The organism is Streptomyces sp. NPDC001889 (genome assembly GCF_053594535.1).
Genome location: NZ_JBSFER010000037.1, coordinates 1 through 18119 on the forward strand (window position 1 = coordinate 1; position 18119 = coordinate 18119).

The 18119-nt window shown below is 70.2% G+C and carries 14 protein-coding genes; 3 read left to right on the top strand and 11 right to left on the bottom strand.

Features of this window, described 5'->3' with window-relative positions; all coding sequences use genetic code 11:
- Positions 1-249 precede the first annotated feature (249 nt).
- The 3 genes from ACWCRA_RS32730 to thyX form a co-directional block, all read right to left on the bottom strand.
- On the bottom strand, positions 250-1935 hold the full coding sequence (locus ACWCRA_RS32730) for a ribonuclease J (RefSeq protein ID WP_451069274.1): 1686 nt from the start codon (positions 1933-1935) through the stop codon (positions 250-252).
- Between the two features lie 151 nt (positions 1936-2086).
- On the bottom strand, positions 2087-2986 hold the full coding sequence (gene dapA / locus ACWCRA_RS32735; protein ID WP_351557513.1) for a 4-hydroxy-tetrahydrodipicolinate synthase: 900 nt from the start codon (positions 2984-2986) through the stop codon (positions 2087-2089).
- A gap of 241 nt (positions 2987-3227) precedes the next feature.
- Positions 3228-3968 carry an FAD-dependent thymidylate synthase gene (gene thyX, locus ACWCRA_RS32740; protein ID WP_351557516.1) on the bottom strand — a complete coding sequence of 247 codons (741 nt, stop codon included), beginning with the start codon at positions 3966-3968 and terminating at the stop codon, positions 3228-3230.
- 216 nt (positions 3969-4184) lie between these two features.
- On the opposite strand from thyX, the gene ACWCRA_RS32745 reads away from it, so the two are divergent.
- Together ACWCRA_RS32745 and ACWCRA_RS32750 are read left to right on the top strand one after the other, a co-directional pair.
- On the top strand, positions 4185-4424 hold the full coding sequence (locus ACWCRA_RS32745; protein ID WP_351557518.1) for a hypothetical protein: 240 nt from the start codon (positions 4185-4187) through the stop codon (positions 4422-4424).
- Between the two features lie 98 nt (positions 4425-4522).
- Positions 4523-5074: a hypothetical protein gene (locus tag ACWCRA_RS32750; RefSeq protein WP_351557521.1), complete on the top strand. Its 552-nt coding sequence runs from the start codon at positions 4523-4525 to the stop codon at positions 5072-5074.
- A 34-nt stretch (positions 5075-5108) separates the two neighbouring features.
- Here the strand turns inward: ACWCRA_RS32750 and ACWCRA_RS32755 are convergent, their stop codons facing one another.
- The 6 genes from ACWCRA_RS32755 to eccD all read right to left on the bottom strand — a co-directional run bounded on the left by ACWCRA_RS32755 (position 5109) and on the right by eccD (position 12507).
- Positions 5109-5564: a tetratricopeptide repeat protein gene (locus ACWCRA_RS32755; RefSeq protein WP_351557524.1), complete on the bottom strand. Its 456-nt coding sequence runs from the start codon at positions 5562-5564 to the stop codon at positions 5109-5111.
- Positions 5565-5568: 4 nt separating this feature from the next.
- Entirely contained in the window at positions 5569-6321 is a 753-nt protein-coding gene (gene dapB, locus ACWCRA_RS32760) for a 4-hydroxy-tetrahydrodipicolinate reductase (protein WP_351557527.1), read from the bottom strand.
- 130 nt (positions 6322-6451) lie between these two features.
- Positions 6452-7831 (bottom strand): M16 family metallopeptidase, encoded by a 1380-nt coding sequence (locus ACWCRA_RS32765; RefSeq protein ID WP_351557530.1) that lies wholly within the window; start codon positions 7829-7831, stop codon positions 6452-6454.
- Complete coding sequence (locus ACWCRA_RS32770) at positions 7828-10044, bottom strand: polyribonucleotide nucleotidyltransferase (RefSeq protein WP_351557533.1); 2217 nt, start codon at positions 10042-10044, stop codon at positions 7828-7830. Before ACWCRA_RS32770 ends, ACWCRA_RS32765 begins: the two co-directional genes overlap by 4 nt.
- Positions 10045-10503: 459 nt before the next feature.
- Positions 10504-10794, bottom strand: coding sequence for a 30S ribosomal protein S15 (gene rpsO, locus ACWCRA_RS32775; RefSeq protein ID WP_093600212.1), 291 nt, complete (start codon positions 10792-10794; stop codon positions 10504-10506).
- Positions 10795-11007: 213 nt separating this feature from the next.
- On the bottom strand, positions 11008-12507 hold the full coding sequence (gene eccD, locus ACWCRA_RS32780; protein ID WP_351557536.1) for a type VII secretion integral membrane protein EccD: 1500 nt from the start codon (positions 12505-12507) through the stop codon (positions 11008-11010).
- A 565-nt stretch (positions 12508-13072) separates the two neighbouring features.
- Between eccD and eccCa the strand changes: the two genes are divergently transcribed.
- Complete coding sequence (gene eccCa, locus ACWCRA_RS32785; RefSeq protein WP_351557542.1) at positions 13073-17050, top strand: type VII secretion protein EccCa; 3978 nt, start codon at positions 13073-13075, stop codon at positions 17048-17050.
- Between the two features lie 300 nt (positions 17051-17350).
- On the opposite strand, the gene ACWCRA_RS32790 is transcribed toward eccCa, so the two are convergent.
- Positions 17351-17650, bottom strand: coding sequence for a WXG100 family type VII secretion target (locus tag ACWCRA_RS32790; RefSeq protein WP_351557545.1), 300 nt, complete (start codon positions 17648-17650; stop codon positions 17351-17353).
- A 59-nt stretch (positions 17651-17709) separates the two neighbouring features.
- Positions 17710-18075, bottom strand: a complete 366-nt coding sequence (locus tag ACWCRA_RS32795) for a WXG100 family type VII secretion target (protein WP_351557548.1) — start codon at positions 18073-18075, stop codon at positions 17710-17712.
- Positions 18076-18119 lie beyond the last annotated feature (44 nt).

Below are 18119 nucleotides of genomic sequence, written 5' to 3' on the forward strand. Positions count from 1 at the left end.
CAGACCGTTTTCCCATTCCGTTTCCGGACTTGGATTCAGATCCAGCGGCCAGTTGGACCGGCCTTTCGCCTTTCGGCTGCTCCGACTTTATCAGAGGTTCTGAGTCGGAATTTCCCGCCCATTCGGGTTCACTTGGTCCGAGCGCTTGAATGCGTCGGGTTCCCCCTGGGCGGAGCCGTAAACCTACTGGAGCGGGGCGCCCCGATGCAAATCGAGGCGCCCCGCTCCGGGTTGTGCGACGTCAGACCGTCAGACCTCGACCACGACCGGGAGGATCATGGGCCGGCGGCGGTAGGTGTCGGAGACCCACTTGCCCACCGTCCGGCGGACCAACTGCTGGAGCTGGTGCGGCTCGGCGACACCGTCGGAGCCGGCCTTGGCGATGGCCTCCTCGATCCTCGGGATGACCCCGTCGAAGGCGGAATCGTCGATGCCGGAGCCCCGGGCCTGGAGGTGCGGTCCGCCGACGACCTTGCCGGTGGTGGAGTCGACCACGACGAAGACCGAGATGATGCCCTCGTCGCCGAGGATGCGGCGGTCCTTGAGGGAGGACTCGGTGACATCGCCGACCGAGAGGCCGTCGACATACACATATCCGGCCTGGACCTTGCCGACGATCCTGGCCTTGCCGTCCACCAGGTCGACCACGACGCCGTCCTCCGCGATGACGATGTGGTCCTTGGGGACACCCGTCAGCGCGCCGAGTTCGGCGTTGGCGCGCAGATGGCGCCATTCGCCGTGGACCGGCATCAGGTTCTTCGGCTTGCAGATGTTGTAGAAGTACAGCAGCTCGCCGGCCGAGGCGTGGCCCGAGACATGGACCTTGGCGTTGCCCTTGTGGATCACATTGGCGCCCCAGCGGGTCAGTCCGTTGATCACGCGGTACACCGCGTTCTCGTTCCCCGGGATCAGGGAGGAGGCCAGGATGACGGTGTCGCCCTGGACGATACGGATCTGGTGGTCGCGGTTGGCCATGCGGGAGAGAGCCGCCATGGGCTCGCCCTGGGAGCCCGTGCAGACGAGGACGACCTCGTGGTCCGGCAGGTCGTCGAGCGATCTGACGTCGACGACGAGGCCGGCCGGGACCCGCAGATAGCCCAGGTCGCGCGCGATGCCCATGTTGCGGACCATCGAGCGGCCGACGAAGGCGACCCGCCGGCCGTACTCGTGCGCGGCGTCGAGGATCTGCTGGATGCGGTGCACATGGCTGGCGAAGCTCGCCACGATGATGCGCTTCTGGGCGTTCGCGAAGACCTGGCGGAGAACGCTGGAGATCTCGCGCTCGGGCGGGACGAACCCCGGGACCTCGGCGTTGGTCGAGTCGGACAGAAGGAGGTCGATGCCCTCCTCGCTGAGCCGCGCGAAGGCGTGGAGGTCGGTGAGGCGGTTGTCCAGCGGGAGCTGGTCCATCTTGAAGTCACCGGTGTGGACCACCATGCCCGCGGGGGTGCGGATGGCCACGGCCAGCGCGTCCGGGATGGAGTGGTTGACCGCGATGAACTCGCAGTCGAAGGGGCCGATGCGCTCGCGGTTCCCCTCGGTGACTTCGAGGGTGTAGGGGCGGATGCGGTGCTCCTGGAGCTTCGCCTCGATCAGCGCGAGGGTCAGCTTGGAGCCGATCAGCGGGATGTCCTGCTTCAGCCGGAGCAGATAGGGGACACCGCCGATGTGGTCCTCGTGGCCGTGGGTGAGGACGATGCCCTCGATGTCGTCGAGACGGTCCCGGAGGGTGGTGAAGTCCGGCAGGATCAGGTCGACCCCGGGCTGCTCGTCCTCGGGGAAGAGGACGCCGCAGTCGACGATGAGCAGCCGGCCTCCGTATTCGAAAACCGTCATGTTCCGGCCGATCTCACCGAGGCCGCCGAGCGGGGTGACCCTGAGGCCGCCCTTGGCGAGCTTCGGCGGGGCGCCGAGTTCTGGATGCGGATGACTCAAAAGACTCTCCTTCACCACGTACGCCACGCGCCGCGGAGGCACGTGGCGTACGTGACTGTCGTGCACTTGCTGTTGTCAGTGCCCGGCCACGGACGGCCGGTTTTCCGTGTTTGTGTTTATTTGTTCTTGTATTCAGTTGTGAAGTCTGTGGTCACAGCTGTACCCCGCCGGCCGCCAGGTCGATCTTCAGCTGTGCGGTTTCCTCCGGGGAGAGCTCCACGAGGGGGAGCCTGAGCGGGCCGGCCGGGAGGCCCTGGAGGTTGAGGGCGGCCTTGGAGGTGATGACGCCCTGGGTGCGGAACATGCCGGTGAAGACGGGGAGCAGCCGCTGGTGGATCTCGGTGGCTTTCTGCACGTCGCCGTTGAGATGGGCGTCGAGCAGGGCGCGCAGCTCGGGGGTGATGACATGGCCGACGACGGAGACGAAGCCGACGGCGCCCACGGAGAGCAGCGGAAGGTTGAGCATGTCGTCGCCGGAGTACCAGGCGAGGCCGCTGCGGGCGATGGCCCAGCTGGCGCGGCCGAGGTCGCCCTTGGCGTCCTTGTTGGCGACGATCCTCGGGTGCTCGGCGAGCCGCACAATCGTTTCGGTGTCGATCGGGACGCCGCTGCGGCCGGGGATGTCGTAGAGCATCACGGGCAGCTCGGTGGCGTCGGCGATGGCCGTGAAGTGCCGGAGCAGGCCCTCCTGGGGGGGCTTGTTGTAGTACGGCGTGACCGCGAGGAGGCCGTGCGCGCCGGCGCGGGCGGCGGCCTCGGCCAGTTCGACGCTGTGGCGGGTGTCGTTGGTGCCGACGCCGGCCACGACATGGGCCCGGTCTCCCACCGCCTCCAGTACCGCCCGTACGAGCTGGTCTTTCTCCGCGTTGCTGGTGGTGGGCGACTCGCCGGTGGTGCCACTGATGATCAGGCCGTCGTTGCCTGCGTTCACCAGATGGGCCGCCAGGCGCTGTGCGCCGTCGATGTCGAGTGCGCCGTCCGCCGTGAAGGGCGTGACCATGGCGGTGAGGACCCGCCCGAATGGGGTCTGCGGAGTGGAGATCGGAGCCATGGGTAACACGCTACTCGTTGCTCAGCACGCTGTGTCCCCTGGAGGGCGTGACGTACATCGTGGCTGTGAGGAGCCCGGCACTGCCTGCTCGGGGGGTCAGGCAGTGCCGGGTCCGTTTGATCAGCCTAGATGAACTTCATGAAATACCGCAATGCGGACACTTCACCGGCGAAATCCGCACGCATGTTCTCTTCTCTGTCCCGGTGAAGGGCTGCCGCACAGGTCAGAGAGCTGATTCCGGTCAGGGGGCGATACGGCCATTCGCGTTGAAGGCGCCATGGGTGAGCGGCATGAGACGGGCCCAGTGCTCCTCCATCCGCTCGCCGACCATCTCGATCTCCCGCTGGGGGAAGGACGGCACCCTGGCCTGTTCGTGCTGGGTCCGCAGCCCGAGGAAGTGCATCAGCGAGCGGGCGTTGCAGGTGGCGTACATCGAGGAGAAGAGCCCCACGGGAAGGACCGCGCGGGCCACCTCGCGGGCGATGCCGGCGGCCAGCATCTCCTGGTAGGTCTCGTAGGCGCGCCGGTAGGAGTCCTCCATGGCCTCCCCGACGACCTTGTGCTGCTCCGGGCTGCCGTCGACGAAGACGTACTTCCCGGGGCGGCCCTCCTGGACCAGCTTGCGGTCCTGGGCGGGGACGTAGAAGACCGGCTCCAGCTCCCGGTAGCGGCCCGACTCCTCGTTGTACGACCAGCCCACGCGGTGCCGCATGAACTCGCGGAAGACGAAGATCGGGGCGCTGATGAAGAAGGTCATCGAGTTGTGCTCGAAGGGGCTGCCGTGGCGGTCCCGCATCAGGTAGTTGATGAGGCCCTTCGAGCGCTCCGGGTCCTTCTGGAGCTCCTCCAGCGACTGCTCACCGGCCGTGGAGACACGAGCGGCCCACAGCACATCGGTGTCCGCCGCGGTGTGCTTCACCAGTTCCACGGTGACATCACCGCGGAATCGGGGAGTCGCGGTCTCGTCGGGGGTGTCGGTCACCGAGGGTCCTTCCAGGGGGTGTGCCGGGCGGCGTCCACTCTAGTCCACCCGGTCCCGGCCTCCCCCGCGCCACCCGCTTGCGCCGATTCGGTGAAATCGGGCACCGAATCGGCGTCCCGCGCGTCTGTACGAGTAGAGGCCGCGCCAGACGCGGCCGCACCACCCGGCCCGGGAAACGACCCGGGCACCATCCCCGTATCAAGGAGCGTGAACCTGATGTTCCGCCGGCGAGAGGCCGTCCCGTTCTCCTTTGTGGCCGAGAGCGAGAGCTTCCGCAGCAATGTCACTCCCCCGCCGCGTCAGCGGCCCGGCGCCGCGCAGCTCGTGGGCCGTGCGCTGATAGGTCTGACCCTGGCCGCCGGGCTGGCCGGCTCACTGCTCTTCGGGCTCCCCGCGCTGGAGTCGGGGCAGACCCCGGGCAACACCCAGCAGTCCGAGGCGACCGAGCGCCGCTGAACTCGTACGGCCCCCCGGGGGTGGTCGGCCGGAGATCGCCTCGGTAGCCTCACCCGTCACAGCCCCCGATCGAGTGTGCTGGTGAGTGAGGATCAGTCGTGCCCCTGCCCTTTCTGACGGCCGACCGTGCGTTTGACGCGGCGGCGGACGACATCGCGCTGCCTTTCGACGACCACGACCAGTGGCGGCGTCCGTACCGTCCGGGGCCCTGGCGGGTGGGGGTTTCGGCCCTCGCCCTGCTGCTCGCCTCGTTCGTCCTGCTCGCGATGATGATCATCGCGTTCGCCGGGGCGGCCTCCGGCGCCCTGGTCTGCGCGGCCGTCGGCCTCGCGCTGATCACCGCGGCGCTGCGGCTGCTGCGGGTGGGGGTGTGGGTGAGCCGCCACGGTGTGCGGAGGGTGGGGCTCCTGACCACGACCACCGTGCCCTGGGCCAAGACGACCGCGGTACGGACCGTTCAGCAGCCGGTTCGCTGGCTCGGGCTGCCGCGCACCGTCCAGGGCCAGGCGCTCGTTCTCGTACGCCAGGGACAGAGCGAGCCGATGCCGCTGCTCACCGACCACAACGCGGACTTCCTGTCGCGGGTGGAGGCCTTCGACCGGGCGGCGGACACGGTGGAGGCGTGGGGCGCGGAGTACCGCCCGTCCTGAGGTCCGCCTCCCGGCCGGGAGGCGGACCCCGCGGTCAGCGGGGGGCGCGCTCCGGAGCCGCGTGGAGGGCGATGGCCCGCTGCATGGCCCTGCGGGCCCTCGGGGTGTCCCGGGCGTCGTGGTAGGCGACGGCGAGACGGAACCAGCAGCGCCAGTCGTCCGGGGAGTCCTCGGTCTCCGCGCGCCGGCGGGCGAAGACCGCGTCGGCGGCGTCGCGGTCGATCCGGCCGGACGGCGTGCGGGCCAGTTCGTCGACGGGGAGTCCGCCCTCGGCGTCCAGTTCGGCCGCGAGCCGGTTGGCCCGGGTGACGAACTGGGTGTTCTTCCAGAGGAACCAGACACCGATCACCGGCAGGATCAGCACCGCGAGGCCGAAGGTGACGGTGAGCAGTGTGCCCTGCTGGATGAGCATCACACCGCGGCTGCCGACCAGGACGAAGTAGACGACCAGGACGGCTGCCGTGATCATGTAGACGATTTTCGCGCGCATGGGATCAGCCCAGATCGAGGAAGTGTTCCAGGCCGAGGGTGAGGCCCGGGGTGTTCCCGACTCGGCGGACACCGAGCAGGATGCCCGGCATGAAGCTGCTGTGGTGCAGCGAGTCGTGCCGGATGGTCAGTGTCTCGCCCTCACCGCCGAGCAGGACCTCCTGGTGGGCCAGGAGCCCCCGGAGCCGTACCGAGTGCACGGGCACTCCGTCGACATCGGCGCCCCGGGCGCCGTCCAGCGCGGTGGCCGTCGCGTCGGGCTGCGCGCCGAGGCCGGCCTCGGCGCGGGCGGCGGCGATCAGCTGGGCGGTGCGGGTGGCGGTGCCGCTGGGGGCGTCGGCCTTGTGGGGGTGGTGCAACTCCACGACCTCGGCGGATTCGAACCAGCGGGCCGCCCGCTGGGCGAAGACCATGGTGAGGACGGCGCCGATGGAGAAGTTCGGGGCGATGAGCACCCCGGTCCCCGGGGACCCGGCGAGAGCGGCGGTGAGGTGCGCGAGACGGTCGTCGGTCCAGCCGGTGGTGCCGACGACGGCGTGGATGCCGTGGCGTACGCAGTGGTCGAGGTTGCCCATCACCGCGTCGGGGGTGGTCAGCTCGACCGCGACCTGGGCCCCGGCGCCGGCCAGGGTGTCCAGGGAGTCGCCCCGGCCGAGGGCGGCGACCAGTTCCAGGTCATCGGCGGCCTCCACGGCCCGTACCGCTTCCGAGCCGATCCGGCCCTTGGCGCCGATGACCGCCACACGCACCTTGCTCATCCGTCTCTTTCCTTCGCTTTGCCGGGGTTCGGGCGGGGTGGGAGGCCGGGTCGTCTCTCTCGGATCCTGCCGGGCTCGCGAGCCCTGGCGCCGCGCCTGGCCGATCCGGCCCGATCCGAGAGAGAACTCCCTAGGAGACCGTCTCGTGGAGCCGGTCGGCCTGGCGGTCCTTGAGCGGGCCGATCACCGCGAGCGAGGGGCGGTGGCCGAGGACATCGGCCGCGACCGCGCGTACGTCGTCGGGGGTGACGGCCGCGATGTTCGCGAGCATGTCGTCCACGGACATCTGCTCTCCCCAGCAGAGTTCGCTCTTGCCGATACGGTTCATCAGCGCGCCGGTGTCCTCCAGGCCGAGGACGGTGGAGCCGGAGAGCTGGCCGATGGCGCGGCCGATCTCGTCGTCGTCGAGACCGTGCGACGCGACCCGGTCGAGTTCGTCGCGGCAGATCTTGAGGACGTCGTGGACCTGGCTGGGGCGGCAGCCCGCGTACACGCCGAAGAGCCCGCAGTCGGCGAAGCCCGAGGTGTACGAGTAGACGCTGTAGGCCAGACCGCGCTTCTCCCGCACCTCCTGGAAGAGGCGGGAGGACATGCCTCCGCCGAGTGCGGCGTTCAGCACGCCGAGGGCCCAGCGGCGCTCGTCGGTGCGGGCCAGGCCGGGCATGCCGAGGACGACGTGCGCCTGCTCGGTCCTGCGGTTCTGGAGCTCGACCCGGCCGGCGGTGCGCACGGCCCGGCGGCCGTCGCGGGGGGCGAGCGGGACCGCGTCCGTACGGGTGAGGGCGCCGGCCTTCTCGAAGGCGCGGCGGACCTGGCGCACCACGGTGGCGTGGTCGACATTGCCCGCGGCGGCCACCACCAGATGGGTGGGGTCGTAGTGCTTCTGGTAGAAGCGGCGGACGCGTTCGGCGGTGAGCGCGTTGACCGTGTCGACGGTGCCGAGGACGGGGCGGCCGAGGGGGGTGTCGCCGAACATGGTGTGCGCGAACAGGTCGTGCACACAGTCGCCCGGGTCGTCCTCGGTCATGGCGATCTCTTCGAGGATCACCCCGCGCTCGGCGTCCACGTCCTCCTGGAGGATCAGGGAGCCGGTGAGCATGTCGCAGACCACATCGATGGCGAGCGGCAGATCCGTGTCGAGCACCCGGGCGTAGTAGCAGGTGTACTCCTTCGCCGTGAAGGCGTTCATCTCGCCGCCGACCGCGTCGATCGCGGAGGAGATGTCGAGGGCGGACCGGCGCGCGGTGCCCTTGAAGAGGAGGTGCTCCAGATAGTGCGTGGCGCCGTTCAGGGACGGCGTCTCGTCACGGGAGCCGACATGGGCCCAGATGCCGAAGGTGGCGGAGCGCACGGACGGCAGGGTCTCGGTGACGACGCGCAGCCCACCGGGGAGGGTGGTGCGGCGGACCGTGCCGATGCCGTTCTCGCCCTGGAGAAGGGTTTGGGTACGGGCGACGGCCCGTGCCTGGGAAGAGGCACGGGCCGTCGCACGGGGACTGCGCGACGTCACTTGGCAGCGTCGTCCTTCTCGTCGGCGGAGGCTTCGCCCTCGATCACGGGGATCAGGGAGAGCTTGCCGCGGGAGTCGATCTCGGCGATCTCGACCTGGACCTTGGAGCCGACCGCGAGCACGTCCTCGACGTTCTCCACGCGCTTGCCACCGGCGAGCTTGCGGATCTGCGAGATGTGCAGCAGGCCGTCCTTGCCCGGGAGCAGGGAGACGAACGCACCGAAGGTGGTGGTCTTGACGACCGTGCCCAGGTAGCGCTCGCCGACCTCCGGCATGGTCGGGTTGGCGATGCCGTTGATCGTGGCGCGGGCGGCCTCGGCGGCCGGGCCGTCGGCGGCACCGATGTAGATGGTGCCGTCGTCCTCGATCGTGATCTCGGCGCCGGTGTCCTCCTGGATCTGGTTGATCATCTTGCCCTTGGGGCCGATGACCTCGCCGATCTTGTCCACGGGGATCTTGACGGTGATGATCCGCGGGGCGTTGGGGGACATCTCGTCCGGGGTGTCGATCGCTTCCATCATCACGTCGAGGATGTGGAGGCGGGCGTCACGGGCCTGCTTGAGGGCGGCGGCCAGGACGGAGGCCGGGATGCCGTCCAGCTTGGTGTCGAGCTGGAGGGCGGTGACGAACTCCTTGGTGCCGGCGACCTTGAAGTCCATGTCGCCGAAGGCGTCCTCCGCACCGAGGATGTCGGTGAGGGCGACGTAGTGCGTCTTGCCGTCGATCTCCTGGGAGATCAGGCCCATGGCGATACCGGCGACGGGGGCCTTCAGCGGCACACCGGCGTTCAGCAGCGACATGGTGGAGGCGCAGACCGAGCCCATGGAGGTGGAGCCGTTGGAGCCGAGGGCCTCGGAGACCTGACGGATCGCGTACGGGAACTCCTCGCGCGTCGGCAGCACCGGCACGATCGCGCGCTCGGCGAGCGCGCCGTGGCCGATCTCGCGGCGCTTCGGCGAACCGACGCGGCCGGTCTCACCGACGGAGTAGGGCGGGAAGTTGTAGTTGTGCATGTAGCGCTTGCGGGTCACCGGGGAGAGGGTGTCCAGCTGCTGCTCCATGCGGAGCATGTTCAGGGTGGTGACGCCCAGGATCTGGGTCTCGCCACGCTCGAACAGCGCCGAGCCGTGCACGCGCGGGATGGCCTCGACCTCGGCGGCGAGCGTACGGATGTCCGTGACGCCGCGGCCGTCGATGCGGACCTTGTCCTTGATGACGCGCTCGCGCACCAGGTTCTTGGTCAGCGAGCGGTAGGCGGCGGAGATCTCCTTCTCGCGGCCCTCGAAGGCCGGGAGGAGCTTCTCGGCGGCCAGCTCCTTGACGCGGTCCAGCTCGGCCTCGCGGTCCTGCTTGCCCGCGATGGTGAGCGCCTGGGCCAGCTCGCCCTTGACGGCCGATGCCAGCGCGTCGTAGACGTCGTCCTGGTAGTCCAGGAAGACCGGGAACTCGCCCTCGGGCTTGGCGGCCTTGGCGGCGAGGTCGGCCTGGGCCTTGCAGAGCGCCTTGATGAAGGGCTTCGCGGCCTCGAGGCCGGCGGCGACGATCTCCTCGGTGGGAGCCTCGGCGCCGTCCTTGACGAGCTGGATGGTCTTCGTGGTGGCCTCGGCCTCGACCATCATGATCGCGACATCGCCGTCGTCCAGGACACGGCCGGCGACGACCATGTCGAAGACGGCGTCCTCCAGCTCGGTGTGGGTCGGGAAGCCGACCCACTGGCCCTTGATCAGCGCGACCCGGGTGCCGCCGATGGGACCCGAGAAGGGCAGGCCCGCGAGCTGCGTGGAGCAGGAGGCGGCGTTGATCGCGACCACGTCGTACAGGTGGTCGGGGTTGAGCGCCATGATCGTCTCAACGATCTGGATCTCGTTGCGCAGGCCCTTCTTGAAGGAGGGGCGCAGCGGCCGGTCGATCAGACGGCAGGTGAGGATCGCGTCCTCGGAGGGACGGCCCTCGCGGCGGAAGAAGGAGCCGGGGATCTTGCCGGCCGCGTACTGCCGCTCCTCGACGTCCACCGTGAGGGGGAAGAAGTCGAGCTGGTCCTTGGGCTTCTTCGAAGCGGTGGTGGCCGACAGCACCATGGTGTCGTCGTCCAGGTACGCCACGGCGGAGCCGGCGGCCTGCTTGGCCAGGCGGCCCGTCTCGAAGCGGATGGTGCGGGTGCCGAAGGTGCCGTTGTCAATGACGGCCTCGGCGTAGTGGGTCTCGTTCTCCACTAGCGTTTTCTCCGTTACTTTGCGTCTTTCGTCCCCTCGCCCGTGTGGCGGGAGGACCTGCGGAGAAGCTCTCGTACTGGGCCGGTCTTCGATCGAAGCACCCGGGGTCGGACTCGACTCCGGGAGCCACTACCGAGGACCGGCGGCGGCGAGTCGGCTTCTCGCTCTTCAGTGGTGCGTCTTCAGTGGTGCGTTGTGTCGTTCGGTGATGCTCTGTGCGTGTCCAGACTAATTGCCGTCCGGTGCGTCGCGCACGCACAGCGGGTCACGCGGAGGTGACCGAGTGGGCCGGGCCGGGCACTTTCCGTACCGCTGGGGTGCGGTACGGGCCCGGGCCGCCGGTTGCGCACGGCCCCGGGCCGCCGGGTTCACGGCGTGGACGCCGTGGACGGCCCGTACGGCGTGTACAGCAAAAGGGAGCGGCTCCCTCTCAGTGGGAACCGCTCCCTCCACGGCGTCTTACTTGGCGCCGCCGGCCGCACCGCGGCGGATGCCGAGGCGGTCGACGAGCGCACGGAAGCGCTGGATGTCCTTCTTGGCCAGGTACTGCAGCAGACGGCGGCGCTGGCCGACCAGGATCAGCAGACCACGGCGGGAGTGGTGGTCGTGCTTGTGGGTCTTGAGGTGCTCGGTCAGGTCCGAGATGCGGCGCGAGAGCATGGCGACCTGGACCTCGGGGGAGCCGGTGTCGCCCTCCTTGGTGCCGAACTCGGTCATGATCTGCTTCTTGGTAGCGGCGTCGAGAGACACTCGGTACTCCTCTGGTGGTGTTCGTGCGCCGACGAGTGCCCTGGTCTTGGTCTCAGGGGAGCTTTCGTGACTCGGAGGCGGAGGTCCGATGAGCGCAGCCCCCAGGGGAACCCGGGAACGCGTACACAAACGGCCGTCACCCAGCGTACCAGTCGCTGCCCTCGGCTCTTCCCCGGGCTCCCTCCCGGGCCCGGTACCGGGCCCGGGAGGGTTTCACGAGGTGGTGGCGCGGATGGCGTGGTAGACGTCGAAGACCGCCAGGGCGAGGGGCAGCAGGGTGAGCAGGACGCACGTCTCGGCGATCTCCAGGAAGCGGCCCCAGAAGGGGGTGACGCCGGTGCGCGGGACGATCAGCCCGATGGCGGTGATCAGGGCGGCGACCGCCGCGACGGCGGCGGCCAGCCAGATCGTACGGATGTCGAGGCCGGAGCTGTCGCCGCGCAGGGCCTCGCGCATCAGGGTGTGCGGGGGGTTGAGGCAGAGCCCGAGACCGAGCAGGGCCAGGGCGCCGAGACCGGCGGCGAGGGCGCAGCCGACCTGTGCGGTGTAGCGGAAGAGGTGGGCCCGCATGAGCATGGCGACACCGGTGGCGAGGGCGAGGAGCTGTCCCCACACATCGGCGGAGAAGCCGAGCACGGCGGCGGCGCCCACGGCCACCAGCGCGCAGCCGCCGACCAGGCCGACGAGCAGCTCATGGCCGCGCCGGGCCTGGGCGGCGATGCGCTCGGCGTCGACCGCGCCCTGGGGCTCGGGCTCGTCGCCGTAGCCGCCGATGGCGGTGCGGGGAGGGTCGAAGCCGATGGGGAGGCGGGCGAAGCGGGTGGAGAGGCCGGGCAGGAAGGCGAGGGTGCCGACGGCGAGCGGGGCGCACACGGCGGCGGTCTCGGTCGGCTCCAGCCGGTGGACGATCGCGAGGAAGGTCACCAGCAGACCGGTGGCGGAGGCGAGGACGAAGGCGACGAAGGGGCCGTCGCCGCCGGGGGCGACGATGGTGAGGATCACGGCGACGACCAGTACGGCGGCGCAGGCGAGCAGGAAGTGGAGCCGGCCGATGCCCTGGCCGTCGGCGGGCGGCAGCAGTCCCGATCCGGCGACGGCGGCGTTGGCCATGGCGCCGAGGCCCAGGGCGACGGCCGAGGCCCGGTCGTCGTACACCCGGGCGCGGACGCAGGCCAGGGCGAGCAGCAGCACGCCCGCGACGGCGGCCAGGATGCCCTGGAGGCCGTGCATGTCGTGGCCGGGTGCGGAGGACCACAGCACGAAGGCGAGCAGCAGGAGCAGCACGGAGCCGCCGAAGAGCCCGGCGCCGCGCATGAGGGCGTCGCTCCACAGCGTGCGGTCGCGGGCGACGGCGGTGGCGACGGCGTCGGTGACGTCGTCGAAGACCGCCGGGGGGAGGGATTCGGCGAAGGGGCGCAGCGAGAGCAGCTCGCCGTCGAGGATGCGCTGGGCTCCGAGGGAGCGGGCGCCGTCGAGGACGGTGCCGTCGCGGCGCACCAGGTGGTAGCCGACGGGGGCGCCGGGGGTGGGGCTCTGGCCGGAGAGGCGGAGGATCTCCGGGTAGAGGTCGGCGACGGCGATGTCTTCGGGCAGTGCCACGTCGACACGGCCGTCGGGGGCGACGACGGTGACGCGGCAGAAGCCGGTTCCGTTGCTGGACGGGGTGGCCTGGCCGGGGTGACCCGCTCCGGTGGCCGCCGCTGGGGCCGTCATACTCACCTGCTGCATCCCCTCGTGAACTTCGTGTGCTCTGTGCGGTGAATCCTGTGAATCATGTGAACCGCGATGAAACACGGCGAATCACGGTGAGACGCGGTGAGACGCGGTGAAACATCGGGCGGTGATTCGTTCTGCCTGTGTGGTGGTGCCGTCATGTGGTGCGGTGCGGTGCGGTACGTCGTCGTGCGGTGCGGTGCGGTACATCGTCGTCGTGCGGTGATTCGGTGTCCGTTCGGTGTGCTCGCGGTGTGCGTACGCGGCGGCCCGGGCGTACATGGCGGACCGGCCGACAGGTTCGGCGGACCGACCGGCCGACAGGTTCGGCGGACCGACCGGCCGACAGGTTCGGCGCGGCTGCGGAGTATTCACCCACGGTCCCGCACCGCTCTCCGAAATTCCCGATTTTTGCGGAAGTTCAGTGGGTGCGCAAACACATCGCGCCACCCTACCGCCCACCTCCCGCCCCCGCCGAAAGTAGAATCCGTCCCCGCGGACGGAGCCCGTCGCCACGGGGGCGCCGATAGGAACATTTCCGTCCGGCAAGGGAATTGGTGAGCTGGTGAGTCAGATCGTCGTCAAGCGCCCACCACGGGTCCTGCCTTCCGAGGTACCCGGCGAGCACGTGCAGCTGCAACCCCCGCCCGAGTTGCCGAGAGGCCAGCAGGAGGGCGCGCTCATGCAGTTGCTGCCCATGCTGGGCATGGGCGGTTCGGTGGTCTTCTTCTTCATCACGCCGAATCCGATCATGCGGATCATGGGCATGGTCATGATTGCGTCGACGATCGCCATGGCCATCGCGATGCTGGTCCGCTACCGGCGTGGCACGCAGGGGGAACTCGCCGATCTGCGCCGCGACTATCTGAAGTATCTGACGCAGACCCGGCGGGGGGTGCTGCGGACCGCCCGGCTCCAGCGCGACGAGCAGTACTACCTGCACCCGTCGCCCGAGCAGTTGTGGGCGCTGGTCGCCGAGGGCAGCCGGGTCTGGGAACGGCGGATCGGCGATGCCGACTTCGGGCAGGTGCGCGTGGGTCTGGGCACCCAGCCGCTCGCCACCCCGCTGGTCGCGCCGGAGACCGCGCCGGTGGACGAGCTGGAGCCGCTGACGGCGGGTGCCATGCGGCAGTTCCTCACGGCGCACTCCACGCTCGACGGGCTGCCCATGGCCGTATCGCTCCGGGCTTTCTACCATCTGACCGTCAGCGGGGACGCCGACGCGGTGCGCGGCACCGCCCGGACGATGATCGGCTCGCTCGCCTCGCTGCACTCCCCCGAGGATCTCGTCGTCGCCGTCGCCGCCGGACGGGAGGCGGTGGAGCACTGGGAGTGGGCGAAGTGGCTGCCGCACGTGCAGGCCGCGGGCGCCGGTGACGGCGCCGGCAGCAGGCGGCTGATCACCACCGACGCGCGCGACCTGGAGGAGATGCTCGCGGCGCACCTGGAGGGCCGCCCCCGGTTCCAGGGCGCCGGGCATCCGCTGCTGGACCAGCCGCATGTGGTGGTGGTCCTCGACGGTCAGTCCGTACCGCCGGTCTCCGCGCTGGCGGCGGCCGAGGGGCTCCAGGGGGTGACGGTCATCGAGATCGTCACCGGCGAGGTCTCCGGTGCGCGCGGCGGTCTCTCCATCAGCGTCCGGCCCGGCGCGCTCCAGCTGGAGTCGGGGCACGGGCTGGTCTACGACGGGGTGCCGGATCTGCTGAGCCCCGAGGCCGCCGAGGCGCTCGCCCGCCAGCTCGCCCCGCTGCGGGTGGGCACCGGCGGCGACGACGACCAGCCGCTGCTGGCCAATCTGGACTTCACCGATCTGCTGAATCTGGGCGACGCGGCCTCCGTGGATGTGAGCCGCACCTGGCGGCCCCGTTCGCAGTCCGAGCGGCTGCGGGTGCCGATCGGGGTCGGCGAGGACGGCACCCCGGTGATGCTGGACCTCAAGGAGGCCGCGCAGGAGGGCATGGGTCCGCACGGACTCTGCGTCGGCGCCACCGGCTCCGGGAAGTCGGAGCTGCTGCGGACGCTGGTCCTGGGTCTGGCGGTCACCCACTCCTCGGAGACGCTCAACTTCGTTCTCGCGGACTTCAAGGGCGGCGCCACCTTCGCCGGCATGTCGCAGATGCCGCATGTCGCGGCGGTGATCACCAACCTCGCGGACGATCTGACGCTGGTGGACCGCATGGGCGACTCCATCCGCGGTGAGCTGAACCGCCGGCAGGAGATGCTCCGCGACGCGGGCAACTACTCCAACATCCACGACTACGAGAAGGCGCGCGCCGCGGGCGCCGCGCTCCAGCCCATTCCCTCGCTGGTGCTGGTCATCGACGAGTTCAGCGAGCTGCTGACGGCGATGCCCGACTTCATCGAGATGTTCGTCCAGATCGGCCGGATCGGCCGGTCGCTCGGGGTGCATCTGCTGCTGGCCTCGCAGCGGCTGGAGGAGGGCCGCCTCCGCGGCCTGGAGACGTATCTGTCGTACCGGGTGGGCCTGCGGACCTTCTCGGCGGCCGAGTCGCGTGCCGCGCTCGGTGTGCCGGACGCGTACTCCCTGCCGAACGTCCCCGGCTCCGGGTATCTGAAGTTCGGCACGGACGAGATGGTGCGGTTCAAGGCCGCCTATGTGTCCGGGGTCTACCGGGCGGGCGCCGCCCGCGCGGCGGTCCCCGGCGGGCGGCTTCCGGTGGACCGCAGGCCCGTTCCGTTCACCGCGGCCCCGGTGCCGGTGCGGTACGCCGCGCCCGATGCCGCGACCGCCGTACCGGAGGCGCGGGCCGCCGAGGACGACGCGCTCGCCGACTCCGTACTGGATGTGATCGTGCGCCGCCTGGAGGGCCGGGGCGCCGAGGCCCACCGGGTGTGGCTGCCGCCGCTGGACAACCCGCCGCCGCTGGACGAGCTGCTGCCGGGTCTGGCGAGTGTGCCGGGCCGCGGACTGACCGTGCCCGGGTACGAGGGCGCCGGCCGGCTGGTCGTACCCCTCGGCGTGGTGGACAAGCCCTTCGAGCAGCGCCGCGACCCCCTCTACCGGGACTTCTCCGGCGCGGCCGGACATATGCAGATCGTCGGCGGCCCGCAGTCCGGGAAGTCGACGCTGCTGCGCACCCTGGTCGCCGGGTTCGCGCTCACGCACACTCCGCAGGAGGTCCAGTTCTACGGACTCGACTTCGGTGGCGGCGGTCTGTCGTCGACGACCGGTCTGCCGCATGTCGGCGGGGTCGCGTCACGGCTCGACCCCGAGCGCGTGCGGCGCACCGTCGCGGAGGTGTACGGGATCATGTCCCGCCGCGAGGAGTACTTCCGCGGCTCGGGCATCGACTCCATCGCCACCTTCCGCAGGATGCGGGCGCGCGGTGAGATCTCGACGACCGAGCAGCCGTGGGGCGATGTCTTTCTGCTCATCGACGGCTGGGGCAACTTCCGCACCGAGTACGAGGGCCTGGAGCCGGCCGTCCTGGAGATCGCGGCGCGCGGTCTCGGCTACGGCATCCATCTGGTCCTCACGGCGTCCCGCTCGATGGAGGTGCGCGCCAACCTCAAGGACCATCTGATGAACCGGCTGGAACTGCGGCTCGGTGACACCATGGACTCGGAGCTGGACCGGAAGGCCGCCGTCAATGTGCCGACCGGAGTGCCGGGGCGCGGTCTGACCCCGGAGAAGCTGCACTTCATGGCGGCGGTGCCGCGTATCGACGGCATCAGCTCGTCCAGTGATCTGTCGGAGGCGACGACGGCGATGAGCCAGGAGGTCACCCGGCACTGGACGGCACCGGGCGCCCCGAAGGTGCGTCTGCTGCCGCGCGAGCTGCCGGCGGGGAACCTCCCGGCCGGGTCGGCCGACCCGGGCCGCGGGGTCGCCTTCGCGATCGACGAGAACAATCTGGAGCCCGTCTTCGTCAACTTCGACCGCGACCCGTTCTTCCTGGTCTTCGGCGAGAGCGAGTCCGGCAAGTCGAATCTGCTGCGGCTGCTGATCAAGCAGTTGTGCGAGCGGTACGACGGTGACTCCTGCAAGTTCTTCGTCATCGACAACCGGCGGGCGCTGCTGGACGTCACCCCGCCGACGCATCTGGCGGAGTACGTCCCCATGTCCAACAACATGGAGCACCATGTGGACGCGCTGGCCGATCTGATGCAGCGCCGCACCCCGTCGGCGGATGTCACGGCCCAGCAGTTGCGGGAGCGCAGCTGGTGGCGGGGGCCCTCGGTCTTCGTGGTCGTCGACGACTACGACCTGGTGTCCACATCGAGCGGCAACCCGTTGGCGAAGCTCACGGAGCTGCTGCCCTTCGCGCGCGACGTGGGCGTCCGCTTCATCATCGCCCGCAGCGGGGCGGGGGCGAGCCGGGCCGCGTACGAGTCGTTCATGCAGCGGATGATGGAGCTCGGCGCGCAGGGTGTGCTGCTCTCCGGCGATCCGCAGGAGGGCGATGTGCTGGGCGGTGCGCGGATGCGGCCGATGCCCGCGGGCCGGGGGGTCTTCGTGTCTCGCCAGCGCGGGAACCCGCTGGTGCAGACGGGTCTCATGCCCGCGGACGAGCACATGTGAGGTGTGTGGGGCCTCGGGCGGGGTTGGTGCCCGCCGGGGTACGGGTGGGAGTGCGCCCGGGTCGCTTCGGCGGCCCGGGCGTCTCCGTGCCGGGCCGGTTCCGTGCCGGGCCGGTTCCGGGCCGGGCCGGTTCCGGGCCGGGCCGGTGCCGTGCCGGGCCGGCTCTCCTGCGCTCGGGGTCGGGGAAGCGCTGTGGCCCGGTCCCCTCGGGTGAGGGGGCCGGGCCACGGTCCGCGGAGTGGGCATCTCCCGCGCATACCCACACCGGCGCCGGTACGGATTCCCGCGCGCGGCGGGCTCCTAGAAGTAGCCTGCGGCCTTCCGGTCACCGGCCTGGTACGCGGGGGCCGCGTCGCGCACGGCGCGGGCGATGCCCTGGAGCGCGGTGTGGATCATCCGCGTCTCCTTGTCCCACTGCTTGTGGTAGGCCTCAGCGGCCGTGGCGGCCTCACCCTCGAAGGTGCTGGAGATGCTGCGGAGCTTGCCCTGGATGGCCTCCAGGCTCCGGTCCAGCTCCCCGGCCTGCTTGTCGATGGTCGCGGCAGCCTGCTGCAGCGCCGTATAGGTGACGATCATGTCCGCGCCGCCGTTGTTCGCCATGGGTCCTCCGAATGCTGTGTGTGGGTGGTGTGTGTCGCCGGTGATGCGGTGGGCCGGGCTCAGTAGCCGCTGATGTTCGAGGTGGCGGCCCTGGTCGCGCCCGCGTCGCCGCTGAACCCGGCGGTGACGTCGACGCCCTGCAGCGCCGCGCGAACGTCCTCTTCGGTGTTGCCGGCGGTGGTACGGGTGACCTGGATCGCCTCCTGGAAGTGGAGCAGCATCTTGGCGATGCGCACCATGCCCTCGTTGATCTCGGCCTGCTTCGAGTCGAAGGCACCGTGGCCGATGCCCTTCCACTTGCCCTCGAGGTCGTCGATGACACCGTGGAGCCTCTGGAGCTGGGCCTTGACGCCCTCGAAGTTCTTGGTGATCTCGTCCTGGAGACTCTTGAGGCCCTCATCACCGAGCTTCTGTACATCCGACATGGATGAGTCTTCCCTTCGCTGCGTTCGCTTCTACTCGATCGGGT